The organism is Egicoccus sp. AB-alg2, assembly GCF_041821065.1.
In the GTDB taxonomy this organism is placed as follows: Bacteria; Actinomycetota; Nitriliruptoria; order Nitriliruptorales; family Nitriliruptoraceae; genus Egicoccus.
The window spans coordinates 130,288-148,147 of record NZ_JBGUAX010000004.1 but is presented as its reverse complement, the minus strand read 5'-3'; the positions used below and the strand labels follow the sequence as shown (position 1 = coordinate 148,147).

The 17,860-nt window shown below is 71.1% G+C and carries 13 protein-coding genes; 2 read left to right on the top strand and 11 right to left on the bottom strand.

Going from position 1 to position 17,860, the window contains the following annotated elements; all coding sequences use genetic code 11:
• Nucleotides 1-3: 3 nt before the first annotated feature.
• The 11 genes from ACERM0_RS08230 to ACERM0_RS08180 all read right to left on the bottom strand — a co-directional run bounded on the left by ACERM0_RS08230 (nucleotide 4) and on the right by ACERM0_RS08180 (nucleotide 14,402).
• Nucleotides 4-999, bottom strand: coding sequence for a fumarylacetoacetate hydrolase family protein (locus ACERM0_RS08230; protein WP_373678092.1), 996 nt, complete (start codon nucleotides 997-999; stop codon nucleotides 4-6).
• Between the two features lie 506 nt (nucleotides 1,000-1,505).
• The gene (locus ACERM0_RS08225) at nucleotides 1,506-2,963 is read right to left on the bottom strand and encodes an aldehyde dehydrogenase (RefSeq protein ID WP_373678091.1); all 1,458 of its coding nucleotides are present in this window, start codon (nucleotides 2,961-2,963) and stop codon (nucleotides 1,506-1,508) included.
• Nucleotides 2,964-3,132: 169 nt separating this feature from the next.
• Entirely contained in the window at nucleotides 3,133-4,629 is a 1,497-nt protein-coding gene (locus ACERM0_RS08220; RefSeq protein WP_373678090.1) for a CoA-acylating methylmalonate-semialdehyde dehydrogenase, read from the bottom strand.
• Nucleotides 4,630-4,635: 6 nt separating this feature from the next.
• On the bottom strand, nucleotides 4,636-5,793 hold the full coding sequence (locus tag ACERM0_RS08215; RefSeq protein WP_373678089.1) for a PotD/PotF family extracellular solute-binding protein: 1,158 nt from the start codon (nucleotides 5,791-5,793) through the stop codon (nucleotides 4,636-4,638).
• Between the two features lie 77 nt (nucleotides 5,794-5,870).
• Complete coding sequence (locus tag ACERM0_RS08210) at nucleotides 5,871-6,752, bottom strand: ABC transporter permease (RefSeq protein WP_373678088.1); 882 nt, start codon at nucleotides 6,750-6,752, stop codon at nucleotides 5,871-5,873.
• Nucleotides 6,753-6,843: 91 nt separating this feature from the next.
• Nucleotides 6,844-7,767: an ABC transporter permease gene (locus ACERM0_RS08205; RefSeq protein WP_373678087.1), complete on the bottom strand. Its 924-nt coding sequence runs from the start codon at nucleotides 7,765-7,767 to the stop codon at nucleotides 6,844-6,846.
• A 9-nt stretch (nucleotides 7,768-7,776) separates the two neighbouring features.
• On the bottom strand, nucleotides 7,777-8,850 hold the full coding sequence (locus tag ACERM0_RS08200; protein ID WP_373678424.1) for an ABC transporter ATP-binding protein: 1,074 nt from the start codon (nucleotides 8,848-8,850) through the stop codon (nucleotides 7,777-7,779).
• Nucleotides 8,851-8,994: 144 nt separating this feature from the next.
• A complete protein-coding gene (locus tag ACERM0_RS08195) occupies nucleotides 8,995-10,383 on the bottom strand; it encodes an NAD(P)/FAD-dependent oxidoreductase (protein WP_373678086.1) in 1,389 nt (462 codons plus the stop codon).
• Between the two features lies 1 nt (nucleotide 10,384).
• Nucleotides 10,385-11,470 (bottom strand): alanine dehydrogenase, encoded by a 1,086-nt coding sequence (ald, locus tag ACERM0_RS08190; RefSeq protein WP_373678085.1) that lies wholly within the window; start codon nucleotides 11,468-11,470, stop codon nucleotides 10,385-10,387.
• A gap of 57 nt (nucleotides 11,471-11,527) precedes the next feature.
• Nucleotides 11,528-12,883 carry an aspartate aminotransferase family protein gene (locus tag ACERM0_RS08185; protein WP_373678084.1) on the bottom strand — a complete coding sequence of 452 codons (1,356 nt, stop codon included), beginning with the start codon at nucleotides 12,881-12,883 and terminating at the stop codon, nucleotides 11,528-11,530.
• A 106-nt stretch (nucleotides 12,884-12,989) separates the two neighbouring features.
• Nucleotides 12,990-14,402 (bottom strand): gamma-aminobutyraldehyde dehydrogenase, encoded by a 1,413-nt coding sequence (locus ACERM0_RS08180; RefSeq protein ID WP_373678423.1) that lies wholly within the window; start codon nucleotides 14,400-14,402, stop codon nucleotides 12,990-12,992.
• A gap of 436 nt (nucleotides 14,403-14,838) precedes the next feature.
• Here ACERM0_RS08180 and ACERM0_RS08175 point away from each other — a divergent pair, with 436 nt between their 5' ends.
• Nucleotides 14,839-16,407, top strand: a complete 1,569-nt coding sequence (locus ACERM0_RS08175; RefSeq protein WP_373678083.1) for a PucR family transcriptional regulator — start codon at nucleotides 14,839-14,841, stop codon at nucleotides 16,405-16,407.
• A complete protein-coding gene (locus tag ACERM0_RS08170) occupies nucleotides 16,404-17,777 on the top strand; it encodes an NAD(P)/FAD-dependent oxidoreductase (RefSeq protein ID WP_373678082.1) in 1,374 nt (457 codons plus the stop codon). Before ACERM0_RS08175 ends, ACERM0_RS08170 begins: the two co-directional genes overlap by 4 nt.
• Nucleotides 17,778-17,860: the final 83 nt, after the last annotated feature.

Here is a 17,860-nt window from a genome sequence, read left to right as displayed (position 1 = left end):
CGCTCACTGCGCCACCTCCTCGGCCACGACACGGGTTCGTTGCATACCGAGACCCGTGATGCGGCCCTCCATGACGTCGCCGTCGCGAAGCAGTCGGCCGAGGGCGATGCCGTTGCCTGCCGGGCTCCCGGTGAGCAGGAGATCGCCCGGCAGCAATCGGACCGTTTGTGAGGCCGCGGCCACCAGTGCCGCCACGTCGAAGATCATCTCCTCGGTCGAGGCGTCCTGCATCACGTCACCGTTGAGCGTCAGGGTCACCTGCAAGTTCATCGGGTCGCCCACGAACGCGGCGGGGACCAGGTACGGACCGAGCGGGGTGAACCCCGGCGAGTTCTTCGACTGCAGCCAATCGGTGCCGATCGCCGGCATGTCCCGCCGGAAGACCGCGTCACGGGTGGTGAGGTCGTTGGCGATCGTGTACCCGGCCACGTGGGACAGTGCCTGTTCAGGGGTGACCCGGTAGACCTCTCGGCCGATCACCGCTGCCAGCTCCAACTCCCAGTCGTGCTGGTCGCTGGTCGCCGGGAGTCGCACGTCGTCGTACGGGCCGGTGACCGCACTCGGCAGACCGATGAACAGGTACGGCGAACCCTCGGCGGCTCGGCGGTCCATGATCGCCTCGGCCTCGGCCCGCGCTTCCTCCTCGTCGCGGCCTTCGGCCGGTTCCGCGTGGGCGAGATGCAGGTCGATGACGTGCGTGCGGTAGTTCGCCCCCGACTGCAGAATCTGGCGCGGTTGCACCGGCGCGTGGACCTCGAGCCCTTCGAGCGGTCGTCGCGGGACGCCTGGGTCGGCTGCGAGTTCCCGCAGGATCGGCAGCAGCTCGTCCCACGACTCCAGGAGCACGAGTGTGCTGATCGGGCCGATCAGTCCGAGACGGTCCGTCTGCGTCGAGAGATCGATGACCTCATCGCCTTGGACAAGTCCGGCAAATGCACCCGAATCCCCAGCCGAGAAGGTTCCGAGTCCGAAACCCGCCGGGTCGTTGGTTCGCAGCATGCAACTCTCCTCCCGCTGCGCACGATGCCGCACGCCGGGGCATCAGGGAAGCCGGAAGCGCTGATACTGCACATAGACGAGACGGATACCCGGCCCCACGACCGGCGCAACGCCGACCTTCAGGTCCGTGGCCCCCGGCTCGCGAGTTCTCCGAGACCCTCAACCCCGCCCCCACTACGGGCCCCACTCCGAGCGCGATCTTGCGCCGAACGAACTCGTCGCCCCCCTGCTGACGGCGCTCACAGAAACTCCCTGACCTGCTCACTGAACTTCCCCACCTCTGGGGCCGGCTGAGGTTCCGCAACGGAGCGTGGGCCGTCGTGATGCTGCAGCCGCCAAGCCAGGAGCTCCGCAGCATGAGAATCCAACCACCCGACTCCCCCGAACCCAGGTCACCCCAGAGCCTCCGGACAACCCGGACCGGTTCAGTGCTGACGTATCCGGGTGGCCCAGAGGCTCGGTGGGGCCTGATCTCCGGCATACGCGGACCGGTTCAGTTTCCTCGGTCAGGCGTAGGGGAACCACCAGTCCTTGCGGGTCTGGTCGAAGTCCCAGTGCACGTGCTTGGTCTCGAGGAAGGTCTCCAGCCCCTCGGGGCCGAGCTCGCGCCCCCCACCGGTCATCTTCATGCCGCCGAACGGGCCCGCGTAGTTGTCGGTGAGCGGGTCGTTGATCCAGACGGTGCCGGCCTTGACACCCTCGTAGAACCGCTTGATCAGCAACGGATCGGACGAGCGCAGGGTCGCTCCCAGGCCCATCTCGGACGCGTTGACGCGGTCGATGACCTCGTCGAAGCGGTCGTAGGAAGCCAGCGGGATGGTCGGGCCGAAGGTTTCCTCGGTCATGATGACCATGCCGTCGTCGACGTCGACGAGCACGGTGGGAGCGTAGAAGTACCCGGGCCGGTCGGGGCGCCGGCCGCCGGTGAGCACCTTGGCGCCGCGCTCCACCGCGTCGCGCACGTGGGCGTCGACCTTGTCACGGAAGCGGTCGTCGGCCAGCGGACCCAGGTCCGTGCCGTCCTCGAGCCCGTGTCCGAGGCGCAGCGCCGCGACCTTGTCCGTGAGCGCCTCGGCAAAGTCCTCGCGCATGCCGGCGGGCACGAACACCCGCTCCGACGACGTACAGACCTGCCCCGCGTTCAGCAGGGCCGCGTAGGCGAGCGCGTCGACGGCGCTGCCCAGGTCCGCGTCGGGCGCGACCACGAACGCGTCCTTGCCGCCGAGCTCGAGGTGCAGGTGCTTCATCATCGGCGCCGCCACCGACGCGATGCGCTGCCCCGTCGCGACCGACCCGGTCATCGCCACCACCCGCACGTCGGGGTGCCGGACCAGGGCCTCGCCGGCGTCTGCGCCGTTGCCGGTGACGACGTTGACCACGCCGGGCGGGAAGTGGTCGAAGCAGCGCTCGATCCATTCCAGCGTCACCAGCGACGTCAGCTCCGACGGCTTGATCACCACCGTGTTCCCGGCCGCCAGCGCCGGTGCCAGCTTCCACGAGAGCAGCAGCAACGGGTAGTTCCACGGCACGATCGCGCCGACGACCCCGTACGGCTCCTTGAGCACGAGGTTGAGCTGCGTGCGCGGTTCGGCGGACGGCACGACCCGCCCGAGCCCGTTGCGTCCCAGCTCGGCGTAGTAGCGCAGGGAGGTCAGCGCCCACTCCGCCTCCTCCTCCTGTTCGGGGCGGGGCTTGCCCTGCTCGCGGACGAGCAGCTCCACGAGCTCCTCGTGATGGGCCATCGACTTGGCGTAGGCCTCGTGCAGCAGCTCGGCGCGATCGTTGGCCGCCGTCCACCGCCACCCGTCGAACGCGTCCCGGGCCGCCGCGACGGCGCGATCCACCTCGGCGGCCCCGCCGGCGGGCACCCGGCCGACGACCTCCTCCGTCGCGGGATCACGGCTGTCGATCCACTCGGCCGCGGTGACGTGCTCGCCACCGATCCACATCGCTCGGTCAGTCATGTTCGGCTGGGTCCCCTGTCTCGTTCGCTTCGCTCACTCGTTGCCCCCCAGCCCCGGCTCCGGCTGGGTCCTCCCCTCGCTCGTTCGCTTCGCTCACTCGTTGCCCCCCAGCCCCGGCTCCGGCTGGGTCCCCTGTCTCGTTCGCTCGTTGCCCCCAGCCCCGGCTCCGTCAGGACGAAGTCGGGAAGTGGAGACTGGTCTGGCCCTGGGTCTCGGGCCAGCGCGCCGTCACCACCTTGCCGCGGGTGTAGAAGTGCACCCCTTCGGTGCCGTGGACGTGGGTGTCGCCGAACAGCGAGTGCTTCCAGCCACCGAACGAGTAGTAGGCCATCGGCACCGGGATCGGCACGTTGATGCCGACCATGCCGACTTCGATCTCGTGCTGGAACCGGCGAGCCTCCGTGCCCGAGTCGGTGAAGATCGCCGTGCCGTTGCCGTACGGGTTGTCGTTGACCAGCCGGATCGCCTGCCGGTGGTCGTCGACGCGCACGACCGACAGCACCGGACCGAAGATCTCGTCGCGGTAGACGGTCATGTCGGGCCGGACGTGGTCGAGCAGGCACGGCCCGAGCCAGAACCCCTCCTCCGCGCCCTCGACCGCCAGCCCACGGCCGTCGACCACCACCTCGGCACCTGCGTCGGCACCCGCCGCGACGTACCCGGCGACCCGGTCGCGGTGCTCGAGCGTGACAAGCGGCCCCATCTCCGACGTCGGGTCGGTGCCCGGCCCGACCCGCAGGCCCGCCATGCGCTTGGCGATCGCGGGCACCAGCCGGTCACCGACGTCACCGACGGCGACGACCGCCGAGATCGCCATGCACCGCTCCCCCGCGGATCCGTAGGCGGCCGCGACCGCGGCGTCGGCCGCCAGCTCGATGTCGGCGTCCGGCAGGACCACCATGTGGTTCTTCGCACCCCCGAGCGCCTGCACGCGCTTGCCGTGCTGGGTGGCGGTCGTGAACACGTGCCGGGCGATCGGCGTCGAACCGACGAACGACACCGCCGCCACGTCCGGATGTTGCAGGAGGGCGTCCACGGCCTCACGGTCGCCGTGCACGACGTTGAAGACGCCGTCGGGCAAGCCGGCCTCGCGCCACAGCTCGGCCACCCGCAGCGAGACCGACGGGTCCTTCTCGCTGGGCTTGAGCACGAACGTGTTCCCGCAGGCGATCGCAACCGGGAACATCCACATCGGGACCATCGCCGGGAAATTGAACGGCGTGATCCCGACCACCACGCCCAACGGCTGGCGCAACGACCAGCTGTCGACGCCGGTGGAGACGTTCTCCGAATAGCCGCCCTTCAGCAGCTGCGGGATCCCGCACGCGAACTCGACCACCTCGAGCCCGCGCTGGACCTCGCCGACGGCGTCGGCGTGGACCTTGCCGTGTTCACCGACGATCAGCGACGCCAACTCGTCGCGATGGGCGGCGACCAGCTCGCGGAACGCGAACAGCACACGGGTGCGTTGCGCCAGCGTGCTGGCGCGCCAGGTGGTGTCGAACGCCTCACGAGCCGCGGCGACGGCACGGTCGACGGTGGCGGTGTCGGCCAGCGGCACGTGGCGGACGACCCGCCCCGACGCGGGGTCGAAGATCTCCCCGCGTCGGGCGGATTCGTCGGCCAGCGGCGCGCCCCCGACCCAGTGGGTGAGCAGCTGCGCCATGTCACGCTATCCCTGCGCTCGGGTGAACAGGTCGGTGTAGAGCCGCTCGGCGTCACCGGTGTTCTCGAGGAAGAACAGCCGCTCGCGCACGTCCTCGTCCGGATAGATCACCGGGTCGTCGGTGATCTCCGGGTCGATGAACTCCGTCGCCGCCTCGTTGGGCGAGGCGTAGAAGGTCCAGTTGGTGAGCTGAGCCCCGTTCTCCGCATCGAGGATGAAGTTGATGAACGTGTGCGCGGTGCAGGGGCTGTCCGACGAACCGAGGATGGCCATGTTGTCCGTCCAGATCGTCGCGCCCTCCTCGGGGATGACGTACTGGTAGCGCTCCGGGTCGATCTCCCCGAACGTGTCCAGGAACTGCCCGCTGTAGCCCTGCGAGACGTTCGTGTCCCCGTTGATGACCAGGTCGGAGAACTGGTCCGACTCGTAGCGCACGGTCCAGGCACCGGCCTCCTGGATCAGGTCGGCAGCCTCCTGCAGCTCCTCCTCGCTCTGCGTGTTCGGGTCGTAGCCGAGGTAGTACAGCGCCGCGCCCATGCCCTCGCGCGGGTCGTCGAGGATGGAGACGCCCTGCGGCAGCTGGCCCGCCATCTCCGGGTCGAACAGCCAGCCCCAGGTCGGTTCGGGGTCCGGGCCGGTCGCCTCGGTGTCGATACCCAGGCCCGTCGTGCCCCACTGGTAGGGCATCGAGTACTCGAGGCCCGGGTCGTAGGGCGGCTCGGTGAAGTCCGCGGCGACGTTCTCGCGGTTCGGGATCGCGTCGTGGTTCAGAGGCGTCAGCAGCCCCTCCTCGATCATGATCGCGACCATGTAGTCGGACGGCACGATCACGTCGTAGTCGGCGCCACCGGCACGGATCTGGGCGAGCAGGGCCTCGTTGGACGTGTAGGTGTCCTCGGTGGCGCTGACGCCGTACTGCTCGGAGAACTCCGTCAGCAGGTCGGGGTCCATGTACTCGGACCAGTTGTAGAGCAGCAGGTCGCCATCGACCTCGTCGACCTCGCACTCCGGCGGGGCCGCGGCCTCGCCGCCACCGCCGCCGGCCTCGCCAGCGGGCTCGCCGCCCTCGGGTGTGCCGTCCGCGGTCTCCCCGCCGACCTCGCGGCCACAGGCGGCCAGCACCAGCGTGCTGGCCAGCAGTGCCGCCATAAGGCGATACCTCATCGGTTTGTTCCCTTCCCTCTCGCGTGAACCCGCTTCCCAGGTCTTGCCGACCGCCTCGCGGCTCCCCGGCGGTCGCCTCAGTCCCCCGCACTCTCCCGTCGGCGCGACACGGCCAGCGACAAGAGCACCAGCACGATCGAGCCGACCAGCATCAACACCGACACGGCGTTGATCAGTGGCGTCACCCCACGCCGCAGCGAACCGAACACGTACACGGGCAACGTGGTCGACCCGGCACCGCTGACGAACTCGGTGATCACGACGTCGTCCAGCGACAGCGTCAGCGCCAGCAGCGCACCACCGGCGACGCCGGGCGCGATCAACGGCAGCGTGACCCGCCGGAACGCCTGCCATCGGCTGGCGTAGAGGTCGGCCGCGGCTTCCTCCAGGTCGGCGTCCAGACCGGCGAGGCGGGCGCGCACGACCAGCGCGACGAACGAGATGTTGAACGCGATGTGCGCCAGCATGATGGTGCCGAGGCCGCGACTGAACTGTACGCCGCTGGCGAGGAAGATGAGATCGAACGCCTGCACGAAGAACAGCAGCAGCATCACGGCCATCGTGATGTCCGGGATGATCACCGGCAGGTACAGCAGCCCGTCGTAGGCGCGCTGCCCCCGGTAGCGGTAGCGCTCCATCGACAACGCGGCCATGGTGCCCAGCACCGTCGCGACGATCGTGGACACGAACATCACGATCAGCGAGTTGCGCAGCGCGTCCATCACACGGGCGTTGGCGAACATCTCGCCGTACCAGCGCAACGACGCCTCGGTCCAGATGCCCACCCGCTGGTTGTCGTTGAACGAGTAGATGATCAGCACGACGATCGGCAGGTACAGGAAGGCGAACACCAGCCAGGCGTTGCCCGCGAGGATCCGGTCGACCACCTTCTTCGGCCTGGCCAGCGAGTCCTCGGCGACGTCGGCACCGCCGCCGCTGGGCATCTCCAAGACGCTCATCTTTGATCCTCCGAGACCGCTGAAGGCCCCTCAAAACCCCACACGGGGCCTTCACCGCCGCTCCGTCGATCCTCCGAGACCGCCGGCGCCATCACAGGTTCTTCCCACCGGCGCGGAAGTAGGCCACCGCCGCGAACATCATCAGCACGAGGATCGTGACCGACAGCGCCGAGCCGAAGGGCCAGTCGCTGGCCGTGCCGATGAACTGACGCGCGATGTAACTGCCGAGCATCGTCGACCCGCGCCCGCCGAGGATCTCCGGCGTGACGTATGCGCCGAACGACGGGATGAAGACGAGGATGGAGCCGGCGATCACGCCCGGGCGCGACAACGGCCAGGTCACCTTCCAGAACGCCTGCCAGCCGCTGGCGTACAGGTCGCGGGCCGCCTCGACGAGGGAATGGTCCAGCCGCTCCACCGCCGCGTACAGCGGCAGGATCATGAACGGCAGGTAGCCGTACACCAGCCCGATCAGCACGGCCGTGGGCGTGAAGAGCAACTGCGCGTCCAGGCCGACGGTTGCCAGCAACCGGGTGAACGGCCCGTCGGTGCCCAGCAGCACGCGCCAGGCATAGGTCCGCACGAGGAAGTTGGACCAGAACGGGATCATGACCAGCACGAGCAGCACCGCGCGCGTGCGGGCCGGCCGGGTCGACAGGTAGTAGGCGAACGGATATGCGACCAGCAGGCACAGCAGTGTCGTCAGCGTCGCGATCCACAGCGAGCGCCACGCGATGGTGAGTACCAGCGAATCGGTCATCCGCGTGTACGAGTCGAGGTTCCAGTCCGCCAGGACCGTCGCGCCGCGCACCGACCGGCTCGCGAACGAGTACACGACGACGATGAGCAGTGGGGTGGCGAAGAACAGCAGCAGGTAGGCGTAGCCGGGCAGCCCGACGAGGAAGCCGCGACGGGACTCGGCCTTCTCGGCCTCGCGCTCGAGCCCGGGGCCGGGCGGCGGTGCCGGTTCCTTCAATTCGGGCTGGACGTCCGGCGTGGGGGCGGTGGTCGACATCGAACCCTCTCAGTCGTCCAGGACGGAGATGCTGCTGGGCATCCACCGGGCACGGACGCGGTCACCGACGGCGAAGTGCTCGATGCCGGGGGCGTTGCCCTGGCGCACCCGCATGCGGACCTCGCCCGACCCCTCACCGACGACCTCGTAGGCGATGGCGTTGCCGAGGAACGTCAGACGCTCGACGCGACCGTGGATGGCGTCGAGCGCAGGGTCCTGCTCGTAGTCGGGGTGGCGCAGACCGGCCTGCTCGGGCCGGATCGCGAGCGTGACGCCCGTCCCGGCCGCGGCCGACGTCTTCGCCCGCACGGTCGTGCCGTCGGCCAGGCGCACCGTCTCGCCGTCCACGACCGTCGCGGCCAGCAGGTTCGTGTCCCCGATGAAGTCGGCCACGAAGCGGGTGCGAGGCCGGTCGTAGATCTCGTTGGGGGTCCCCACCTGCAGCAGGCGTCCGCCGTCCATGACCGCGATGCGGTCGGACATCGTCAACGCCTCCTCCTGGTCGTGGGTCACGTACACGAAGGTGATGCCGACGCGCTCCTGGAGCTGCTTGAGCTCGAGCTGCATGGCCTGGCGCAGCTTGAGGTCCAGGGCCCCGAGGGGTTCGTCGAGCAGCAGCACCTTGGGGTGGTTGACCAGGGCGCGCGCCAAGGCCACGCGCTGCTGCTGCCCGCCGGAGAGCTGCTTCGGCTTGCGCTTCTCGCGGCCCTGCAACTGCACCAGCTCGATGACGTCGGCGACTCGCTTCGCGATCTCCGCCTTGTCGAGGTTCTGCATCTCCAGGCCGAAGGCGACGTTCTGCGCCACCGTCATGTGCGGGAACAGCGCGTAGGACTGGAAGACGGTGTTGACGGGCCGCTTGTTGGGCGGCTCGAGCCCCACCTCCTGCCCGAAGATGCGGATGCTGCCGGCCGTCGGGTACTCGAACCCGGCGACCATCCGCAGCGTGGTCGTCTTGCCGCACCCGGACGGGCCGAGCAGCGAGAAGAACTCCCCGTCGGCGATGTCGAGGTGGATGTCGTCGACGGCGGTCACGGCCTCGGCGCCCTTGGGGCCGGGGAAACGCTTGGTCACGCCGTGCAGCGCGACGGCGGCGGAAGCGGACGCGGCGGGAGCCGCGGTCGCGGTGGGGCGACCGGCTTCCGGCGCGGCGCGCCCCGAGACGGAGACGTCAGACACGGCGGTCCTTTCGGGTGATGGCGACGTGAGGACCCGCGAGTGGCGCGCTCACGAGTCGAATCCGATGCCGAAGCGGTCGAGCAGCCCCAGCCACGGGCCGCGCCGGCCCTGGCGGGCGTCCGCCCGCGCGATGGCCCGACGGGTGAGCTGCACGCTGGCCCACCGCAGCGGCTCGGGCGGGAACGGAAAGGGCTGCGTCGAGGTGAATTGCAGCTCCAGCAACGGCGAGTCCGGAGCCAGCAGCTTGTCCGCCAGGACCTGCGCCGCGAAGCGGGTGGTCGCCACGCCGAGCCCGGTGTAGCCCAGGGCGTAGACGACGCGGCCGTCCAGGGCGTCACCGAACGTGACGGTGAACCGGGTCGTGGTGGCGATGGCCCCGCCCCACCAACGCTCGAAGCGGACGTCGCCGAGCTGCGGGAAGGTCTGGCGGAAGTGGCGCGCGAGCAGGTCGTAGGTGGCGCGACGGTGGTCGTAGCGGGGCCCGACCTTGCTGCCGAACCGGTAGATCGCGTCGTAGCCGCCCCACAGGATCCGGTCGTCCGCGGTCAGCCGGTAGTAGTGGAACTGGTTGCCGGTGTCGGCCAGCCCCTGCCGGCGCTTCCAGCCGATGCGGGCCAGCTGCTCGGTGGACAGCGGCTCGGTCAGCAGCACGTAGTCGTAGACCGGCACGAAGTGGCGGGCGGTGCGCCGCAGCACCCGGTGGCTGTAGGCGTTGGTGGCCAGCACGACCCGGTCGGCGACGACCCGACCGATGGCGGTCCGCACGATGACCTGCGGCCCGGCCGGCTCCAGGTCGGTCACCGGGCTGTGTTCGTGGATCACGACGCCGCGCCGGATGGCCTCGGCCGCGAGCGCGCGGACCAGGCGGCCCGGGTGCACCAGCGCACCGGCGTCGGGCAGGTGCAGGCCCGCGAGGTAGGTGGGCGAGTCCACCTCGGCGCGCACGCCCTCGGCGTCCAGTAGCTCGTGGCGCTCACCGAGCTGCGCGTACAGCTCGGCGTCCTCGGCCAGCCCCTCGGCCTGCCACGGGGCGGTGGCGACCTCGATCACGCCGGTGCGCTCGAAGGCGTCCGCCACGCCGAACGTGTCGGCGTCGGCGAGCAGGCCCGCGAAGTTCTGGTTGCCCAGGCGGACCAGTTCCTCGATCTCGTCGGGGAAGTGGAGCCGGCCGTTGGCCAGGCCGTGGGTCAGCGACGGCTCCACGAACCCGCCGTTGCGCCCGGAGGCGCCGTAGCCGACGATGTCGGCCTCGACCACCCGCACGCGCAGGCTCGGATCGCGCTCGGTCAGTGCCAGCGCGGTCCACAAGCCCGTGAACCCGGCGCCGACGATCGCGACGTCGGCCGTCTGGTGGCCCGACAGGGGCGTGCCCGCCACACGTGCGCCGTCGAGCCAGTAGCTCACCTGGCGGTCGGGCGGCGCGGCGGGGCGGGTCACGTCAGGCTCGGCTCGGCAGGTCGGGGAAGGTGCTGGCCACGACCGGGTGGACGACGGCGCCGTCGGCGACGTTCAGCGCGCCCTCGAGTGCGGGATCCGTCGGGTCGGCGACCAGGCGGAGCAGCCGCGGTGCGACGGCGGCCGACAGCGCCGCGGACGCCGTGCGCGGGAACTGGCCCGGCACGTTGGTGACGCAGTAGTGGACGACACCGTGTTCGACGTAGGTCGGGTCGGACAGCGAGGTGGGGCGGGCGGTCGCGATGCAGCCGCCCTGGTCGATGGCGAGGTCGACCACCACCGAGCCGGGCCGCATCGTGGCGATCATCTCCTCGGTGACCACCACCGGCGCACGGGCCCCCGGGACGAGCGCCGCGCCGACCACCAGGTCCGCGTCGCGGACGTGCGCGGCGACGGCGGCCGTCTCGCTGACCTGCGTGGCGTCGATGGTGCCGTCGAGGTGGTGGTCGTAGAGGCGCTGCAGGTCGACGTCCACGCCGGTGACGTGGGCGTCCACGCCTCGCAGCCCCCGGGCGGCCATCGTGCCGGCCACGCCCATGCCGATGACGAGCGTCTTCGCCGGCGGGACCCCGGCAGCGCCGCCCATCAGCGTCCCGGAGCCACCTTGGGCAGCGGAGAGCTTCTCCGCCCCGATGATCGCTGCGGCCCGCCCGGCGATCTCCGACATGGGCGCCAGCAGCGGCAGGAGGCCCCGTTCGGTGAGCGTCTCGTAGGCGTAGGCGTGGATGCCCGACTCCACCAGTGCGCGGGTCAGTTCGGGCTCGGCGGCCAGGTGGAGGTAGGTGAACAGCGTCAGGTCGGGCCGGAAGTAGCCGTACTCGGCCGGCTGCGGCTCCTTGACCTTGACGACGACCTCGGCGGCCCAGACGTCGTCGGGCCCGGCGACGAGTTCCGCGCCGGCCTCCTTGTAGTCGTTGTCCGCGAAGCCGGCGCCCTCGCCGGCGCCGGCCTGGACCAGCACCCGGTGCCCCCGGTCGACGACGGACGCGACCGCCGACGGGGTCAGCGCGACGCGGCGCTCCCGGTCCTTCGTCTCGGTGGGCAGTCCGATGACGCAGGTCTGGCTCATCTCATCTCCTCCCGGGCACGCGGCCGCGGCGACACCGCAGGGTTGCTACGGCACCACTCAGCGCATGGCCTCCATGCGCTTGTCCGCCTCGGCCAGCACCTGGTCGAGGATTCCGATGATCTCGCCGAGGATCTCCCGGTCGGCGACCAGCGGCGGGGACAACTGGATGACGGGCTCGTCGCGGTCGTCCGCGCGGCAGATCATGCCGAGCTCGAGCAGACGGGCCGAGAGGAAGCCGCGCAGGATCTGCTCGGACTCCTCGTCGTCGAACATCACCTTGTGCTCGCGGTCCTTGACCAGCTCCAGGGCCCAGAAGTAGCCGGTCCCGCGCACGTCGCCGACGATCTCGTGGCGCTCGTACAGGCCGCGCAGCTGCTCCTCGAACCAACCCTCGTTGGCGCGCACGTTCTCCAGCACGCCGAGCTCGTCGAACAGCCGCAGGTTCTCGAGCGCGACCGCCGCGGCGACCGGGTGACCGCCCCAGGTGGCGCCGTGGACGAACATGGTCGTCTTCTCGAGCTGCATGACCTTGCCGATGCGCTCGTTGAACGCCACGCCGCCCAGCGGCAGGTACGCCGACGTGACGCCCTTGGCGAAGGTCAGCAGGTCCGGGACCACGCCGTACTTCTCCGCGCCGGTCCAGTAGCCGAGGCGTCCGAAGGCGGTGATCACCTCGTCGCAGGCGAGCAGCACCCCGTGCCGGTCGCAGATCTCGCGCAGGCGCGGCCAGTAGTCCGGCGGCGGGGTGAAGCACCCGCCGGCGTTCTGCACCGGCTCGGCGATCACCAGCGAGACGTTCTCCGGCCCGAGTTCGAGGATCTTCTCCTCCACCGCACCGGCCGGGTCGGGGTGCTGAGGGCGGTAGGCGTTGGTGTTGGGGACGTAGTGGTGCACCGGGCGCAGCGGCTCGAACGGCTCGCGCAGGCCGGCCAGGCCCGTCACGCCCAGCGCCCCCAGGGTGGTGCCGTGGTAGGCGTAGTTGCGGCTGATGACCAGCTTGCGGTTGGGCTCGCCGTTGAGGCGGTGGAACTGCTGCGCCATCTTCACCGCGGACTCGACCGCCTCGGAGCCCGAGTTCACGAAGAAGAAGTGGTTCAGGTCACCCGGGAAGCGCTCGGCCAGGGCCGCGGCCAGGTCCAGTGCCGGCTGGTGCGCGTACGACCAGTTGGTCGCGAACGGCAGCTTGTCCATCTGGCGCTTGGCGGCCTCGCCCATCGAGGGGTGGCCGTAGCCGATCTGGGCGCAGAACAGGGCCGACAGCGCGTCGAGGTAGCGCTTGCCGTTGGTGTCCCAGACGTAGCAGCCCTCGGCCCGGTCAAGCGTGGGGATGGTCGGCTGGTCACCGAGCCAGTCCGACGTGCGGGTGAAGTGCAGCCACAGGTTGCCGTGCCCGAGTTCCGCGGTGGTGCTCATGTCTCGTGCCTGTTCCGGGGCGCCGTTGCCCTCGCTCGTTGCCGTTGGCGACACGTGGGACCGGCGCTCCGGGCGACGGGGGGAACGCCCGGAGCGCCGGTGGTCGTCACACCGTGATGTCGCTCATGACGTGCTTGATACGCGTGTAGTCCTCGAGGCTGTAGACCGACAGGTCCTTGCCGTGGCCCGAGTGCTTGAACCCGCCGTGCGGCATCTCGGCCACGATCGGGATGTGGGTGTTGATCCACACCGCGCCGAAGTCCAGGCCCTTGGCCATGCGCATGGCACGCCCGTGGTCCCTGGTCCACACGCTGGACGCCAGGCCGTACTTGACGCCGTTGGCCCAGCTGAGCGCCTGCTCCTCGTCGTCGAAGCGCTGGACGGTGAGGACGGGCCCGAAGATCTCGTTCTGGGTCATCTCGTCGTCCTGCTGCAGGCCGGCGACGACGGTCGGCTCGAAGAAGAAGCCGTCGCGGGCCAGCGGGTGCCCGCCCGCCACCACCTCGACATGCTCGGGCGTGCGCTCGAAGAACCCGCCGACGCGCTCGAGCTGGGTGGCGTTGTTGAGCGGCCCGTAGTCGGCCTCCTCGTCGTCGGTCGGGGCCCCCGTCCGCGTGTTGCGGGCCTGTTCGGCCAGCGCGGCGACGAGGTCGTCGTGGATGCGCGGGCCGGCCAGCACACGCGTGGCCGCCGTGCAGTCCTGACCGGCGTTGAAGTAGCCGGCACCGGCGATGCCCTCGGCGGCGTGCTCGACGTCGGCGTCGTCGAACACGATCACGGGCGCCTTGCCGCCGAGCTCGAGGTGGGTGATCTTGAGATCGCGGGCGACGGCCTCGGCGACCTCCATCCCGGCCCGCACCGAGCCGGTCACGGACACGAACCGTGGGATCTCGTGGGTGACCAGGCTGCGGCCGGTGTCACGGTCGCCGCAGATGACGTTCATGACGCCCGGCGGCAGGAACTCCTGCATCAGCTCCGCCATCCACACCGTCGAGACCGGGGTGGTGTCGCTGGGCTTGAGCACGACGGTGTTGCCCGCGGCCAACGCCGGCGCGAACTTCCACACCGCCATCATCATCGGGTAGTTCCAGGGCGCCACCTGGGCGCAGACGCCGATCGGCTCGCGCCGGACGTAGGAGGTGTGCCCGGCCATGTACTCGCCGGCCGAGCGGCCCTCCAGCAGGCGCGCGGCGCCGGCGAAGAAGCGGATCTGGTCGACCGCCGGTGGCAGCTCCTCCTCCATCGTCAGCTGGAACGGCTTGCCCGTGTTCTCGCACTCCAGACGGATCAGTTCCTCGCCGCGCTCCTCGAGGGCGTCGGCGATGCGCAGCAATGCGAGGCTGCGCTCGGAGGGCGTGGCGTCGCGCCAGCCGGGGAAGGCCTCGGCCGCCGCCTTGCACGCCATGTCCACGTCCTCGGGGCCCGACTTCGGGGCCGTGGCGAACACCTGCCCGGTGGCCGGGTTCACCAGGTCCATCGTCTCGCCGGAAGCGGGATCCTGCAGCTTCCCGCCGATCAGGTTCTTGACCTCACGCACTGGCTCGACCTCCCGGTTTCGCGCTCGCCTCGCCTGGACGCCTGCCCGGATCGGCGACCGACTCCCGACGGTGCGCAGGTCGACCCGGAGCAGAAGGCATCTGCCATCCCAGGGGCCGACCGTAGAAGCCCGCCGGGACCCCTGTCGTTGGCCGTCCGGCGACGGTCAGCGCCGAGCCATTGGCCACCTGTCGAAGTGTGCCTCATGCCGGCCGTCTCGTTCGCCGTTCGGCCAACCCGGCGTCCGACTTCTGTTGTCTTCGGCCGATGATGATGGTCCCGATGCTCCCTAGCGTCCGCCGCGCGACCGACGGGAGAGGCGTCGCGACGTGACGAGGCTGGACACGCCTGCACGACAACACCGGGCTCGGCGCCCGGCCGCGGAGTACGCTCGGCCGATCGTCGAGACGAGGGCGCCGGTGCCGCTCTGGCCGTCCGAACTGCTGGCAGACCCCAGCCTGGGGCTCGAACTGGTCGCCGGGCGGGCCGGCCTCGACCGCCGCGGGCCGATCCGGTGGGCCCACATCTCCGACACGCCCGATCCCACCCCCTGGCTCGAAGGTGGCGAGCTGCTGCTGACCACCGGGTTGGGCGTCAAGGACAGCCCGCAGTTGCAGGAGCGGCTGATCGCCGGTTTGGCGGCCCGGGGCGTCGTCGCGGTCGGCTTCGGGACCGGCGTGTCGCTCGACGACGTGCCGCCGGCCATGGCAGCCGCCTGCGACGAGCACGGCCTGCCCCTGATCACGGTCCCCTACGAGGTGCCGTTCCTCGCCGTGACCCGCCGGGTCTCGCGCCACATGTTCGAGGAGCACTTCGCGACGTTGCGCAGCGCCATCACGTTGCACCGCCAGGTGCTGGCCGCCGTGGTGTCGGGCCACGGCATCGGCGCGGTCCTCACCACGGTTGGCCGGGCGATGCCGGCGGCCGCCCTGGTCGCCTTCGACTTCGCCGGCGCCGAGCTCGGTCGCCACGATCCCGGAGGGCGGCTGTCGTCGGTCGACCTCGACCAGGCGTGGAAGCAGGTGGTCGCCGACGGCGCGTCCGGCGCGACCAGTGAGCTCCCCGACGGTCAGGCGCTGACCAGCGGCCCGGTGCGGCTCGGCGACGAGCTCGACGCGGTGGTGGTGGCCGTGACCGACCATCCGCTGCTCGAGCACGAGTCGCTGCTGTTCGAGCAGGGGCTGGCGGGCGTGTCGCTCGAGCTGTCGCGACGCCGGTCGGTGCGCGAGGCACAGCGCGCCCGCGTGGACGAGCTGCTGGAGGAGGCCGCTGCGGGACGCAGCACCAGCGGCCTGATCGCCCGGGCGCTGCGGCGGCTGGGTGTCAGCCCGCCCACCGCCTACCGCGTGCTCACCGTCGCCCGCCCTGCCGGTGTCGGCGAGGCGCACCTGTCGATGGTCGTCGAGGACGCCCTGCTGCCGCTCGGCCGCCCGGTCGTCGGCCACCTCGACGGCGAGCTGTACGCGATGGTGGCCGACGCCCAGGACGAGCCCGACGCCGCGGAACGGATCGTGACCGCCATGCGCTCGCGCGGCTGGCCGTCGCCGCGCGTGGGTCGCAGCCGGGTCAAGACCGACCTCGACGCGCTGCGTGCCGCCATCCGCGAGGCACATGTCGCCGTCGTGCTCGACGCGGCCTCCCCGGTCCACGACGTCGACCAGCTGGGCCTGTCGGGGCTGCTCGCCGGCATCCGCGACGACCTCGGCGCGACCGACTTCGTGACCCAGGTGCTCGGTCCGGTCATCGAACACGACCGTCGCGAGTCGACCCGTCTGGTGCAGACCCTGCGGGCCTACCTCGCCCACGGCTGCCGGCCTGGCCCGGCCGCCGCCGAGCTGTGCGTGCACCGCCACACCCTGACCTACCGGCTGGACCGCATCCGCGAACTGACCGGCCGCGACCCCCGGGCCGGTGAGCACCTCCTCGAGTACGGACTGGCGCTGGAACTGCACGCCCGCCAGGTGGACGCCGGCACGGAGGCGCCGTGAGTGCCGGGTACTGGCTGACGACCTCGGGAGACGACCTGACGCCGCGGCCACCGCTCGACGGCGACGGCCGCGCCGACGTGGTCGTGGTCGGAGGCGGTTTCACGGGCCTGTGGACGGCGTGGTACCTGCTGGAGCGCGACCCGACCCTCCAAGTCGTGGTCGTCGAGGCGCGGACGGTCGGGTTCGGCGCCTCGGGCCGCAACGGCGCCTGGCTGTCCCCCAACATCGCCGTCACCCCCGACGAGCTCGCGCGCCGGACCTCGCCGGAGGCGGCCGCCGCCACCATCCGGGCCGTCCGCGGCGCCGTCGACGAGATCGTCGACGTGTGCACACGCATCGGGCTGGACGCGCAGATCCGGCGGGGCGGGGTCCTGCGCATCGCCCGGGGCGGGCACGAGCAGCCCGCCCTGCAGCAGGGTCACGACGTCCTCCGTCGCCTCGGGGTCGACGACGGCGTCGAGGTGCTGGACGCCGACGAACTGGCCGCGCGGATCCGGGTCGCCGACGCCCGCGGTGCCCTGTTCGACCGACACGGCGCCGTCGTCCATCCCGGGCGGCTGGTCCGCGGGCTGGCACGCCACCTCGAGGCCCGCGGCGCGCGCATCGTCGAGGGCACCCGCGTCACCGACGTACGGCCCGGCCCACCGGCCGTCACGGTCGTGACCGACCGCGGCGAGCTGACCGCCGACGCCGTCGTGCTGGCCACCGAGGCGTGGCTGCCGCAGCTGCCGCGCCGAGCCCGTGACGTCATGCCGGTCTACTCGCTGATCGTCCTCACCGAACCGATCGACGACGACCGGTGGGCCCAGATCGGGTGGCAGGGACACGAATGCCTGTCCTCGCACCGCTACACGGTCGACTACCTGTCACGGACCATCGACGGCCGGATCCTGTTCGGCGGCCGCGGCGCCCCCTACCACTTCGGGTCGGCGGTCGCGCCCGCCTACGACCATCACGAGCCGACCCACGCCGAACTGCGCCGCCAACTCGTCGCCTGGTTCCCGGCCCTGCAGGGCGTCGCGATCGCCGCCGAATGGGGCGGGCCGCTCGGGATGCCGCGCGACTGGCTGCCGTCGTTCCGATTCGACGTGGCCACCGGCATCGGCGCCGCCTACGGCTACACCGGCCAGGGCGTGGCGACCAGCAACCTCGCCGGGCGGGTGCTCGCCGACCTCGTCGTCACCGGCCAGACCGAGTTCGCCGACCTGCCGATGGTCGGCCACCGGCCACGACGGTGGGAGCCCGAGCCGCTGCGCTGGCTCGCCGCCCGCTACCTGCAGGGCGCGCTCGCCCGCATCGACGCCCGCGGCGCCCGCACCGGCCGACCGCCCACGGGCCGCTCGCTGGCTGAACGCCTCGTCAAGCACTGATCCTCCTGTCGCCGGGGGCGCGCAGCCGATCCATGTCACAGGGTCCGTGTTGACTGTGGGCCGTGTACTCGACCACCCGGCTC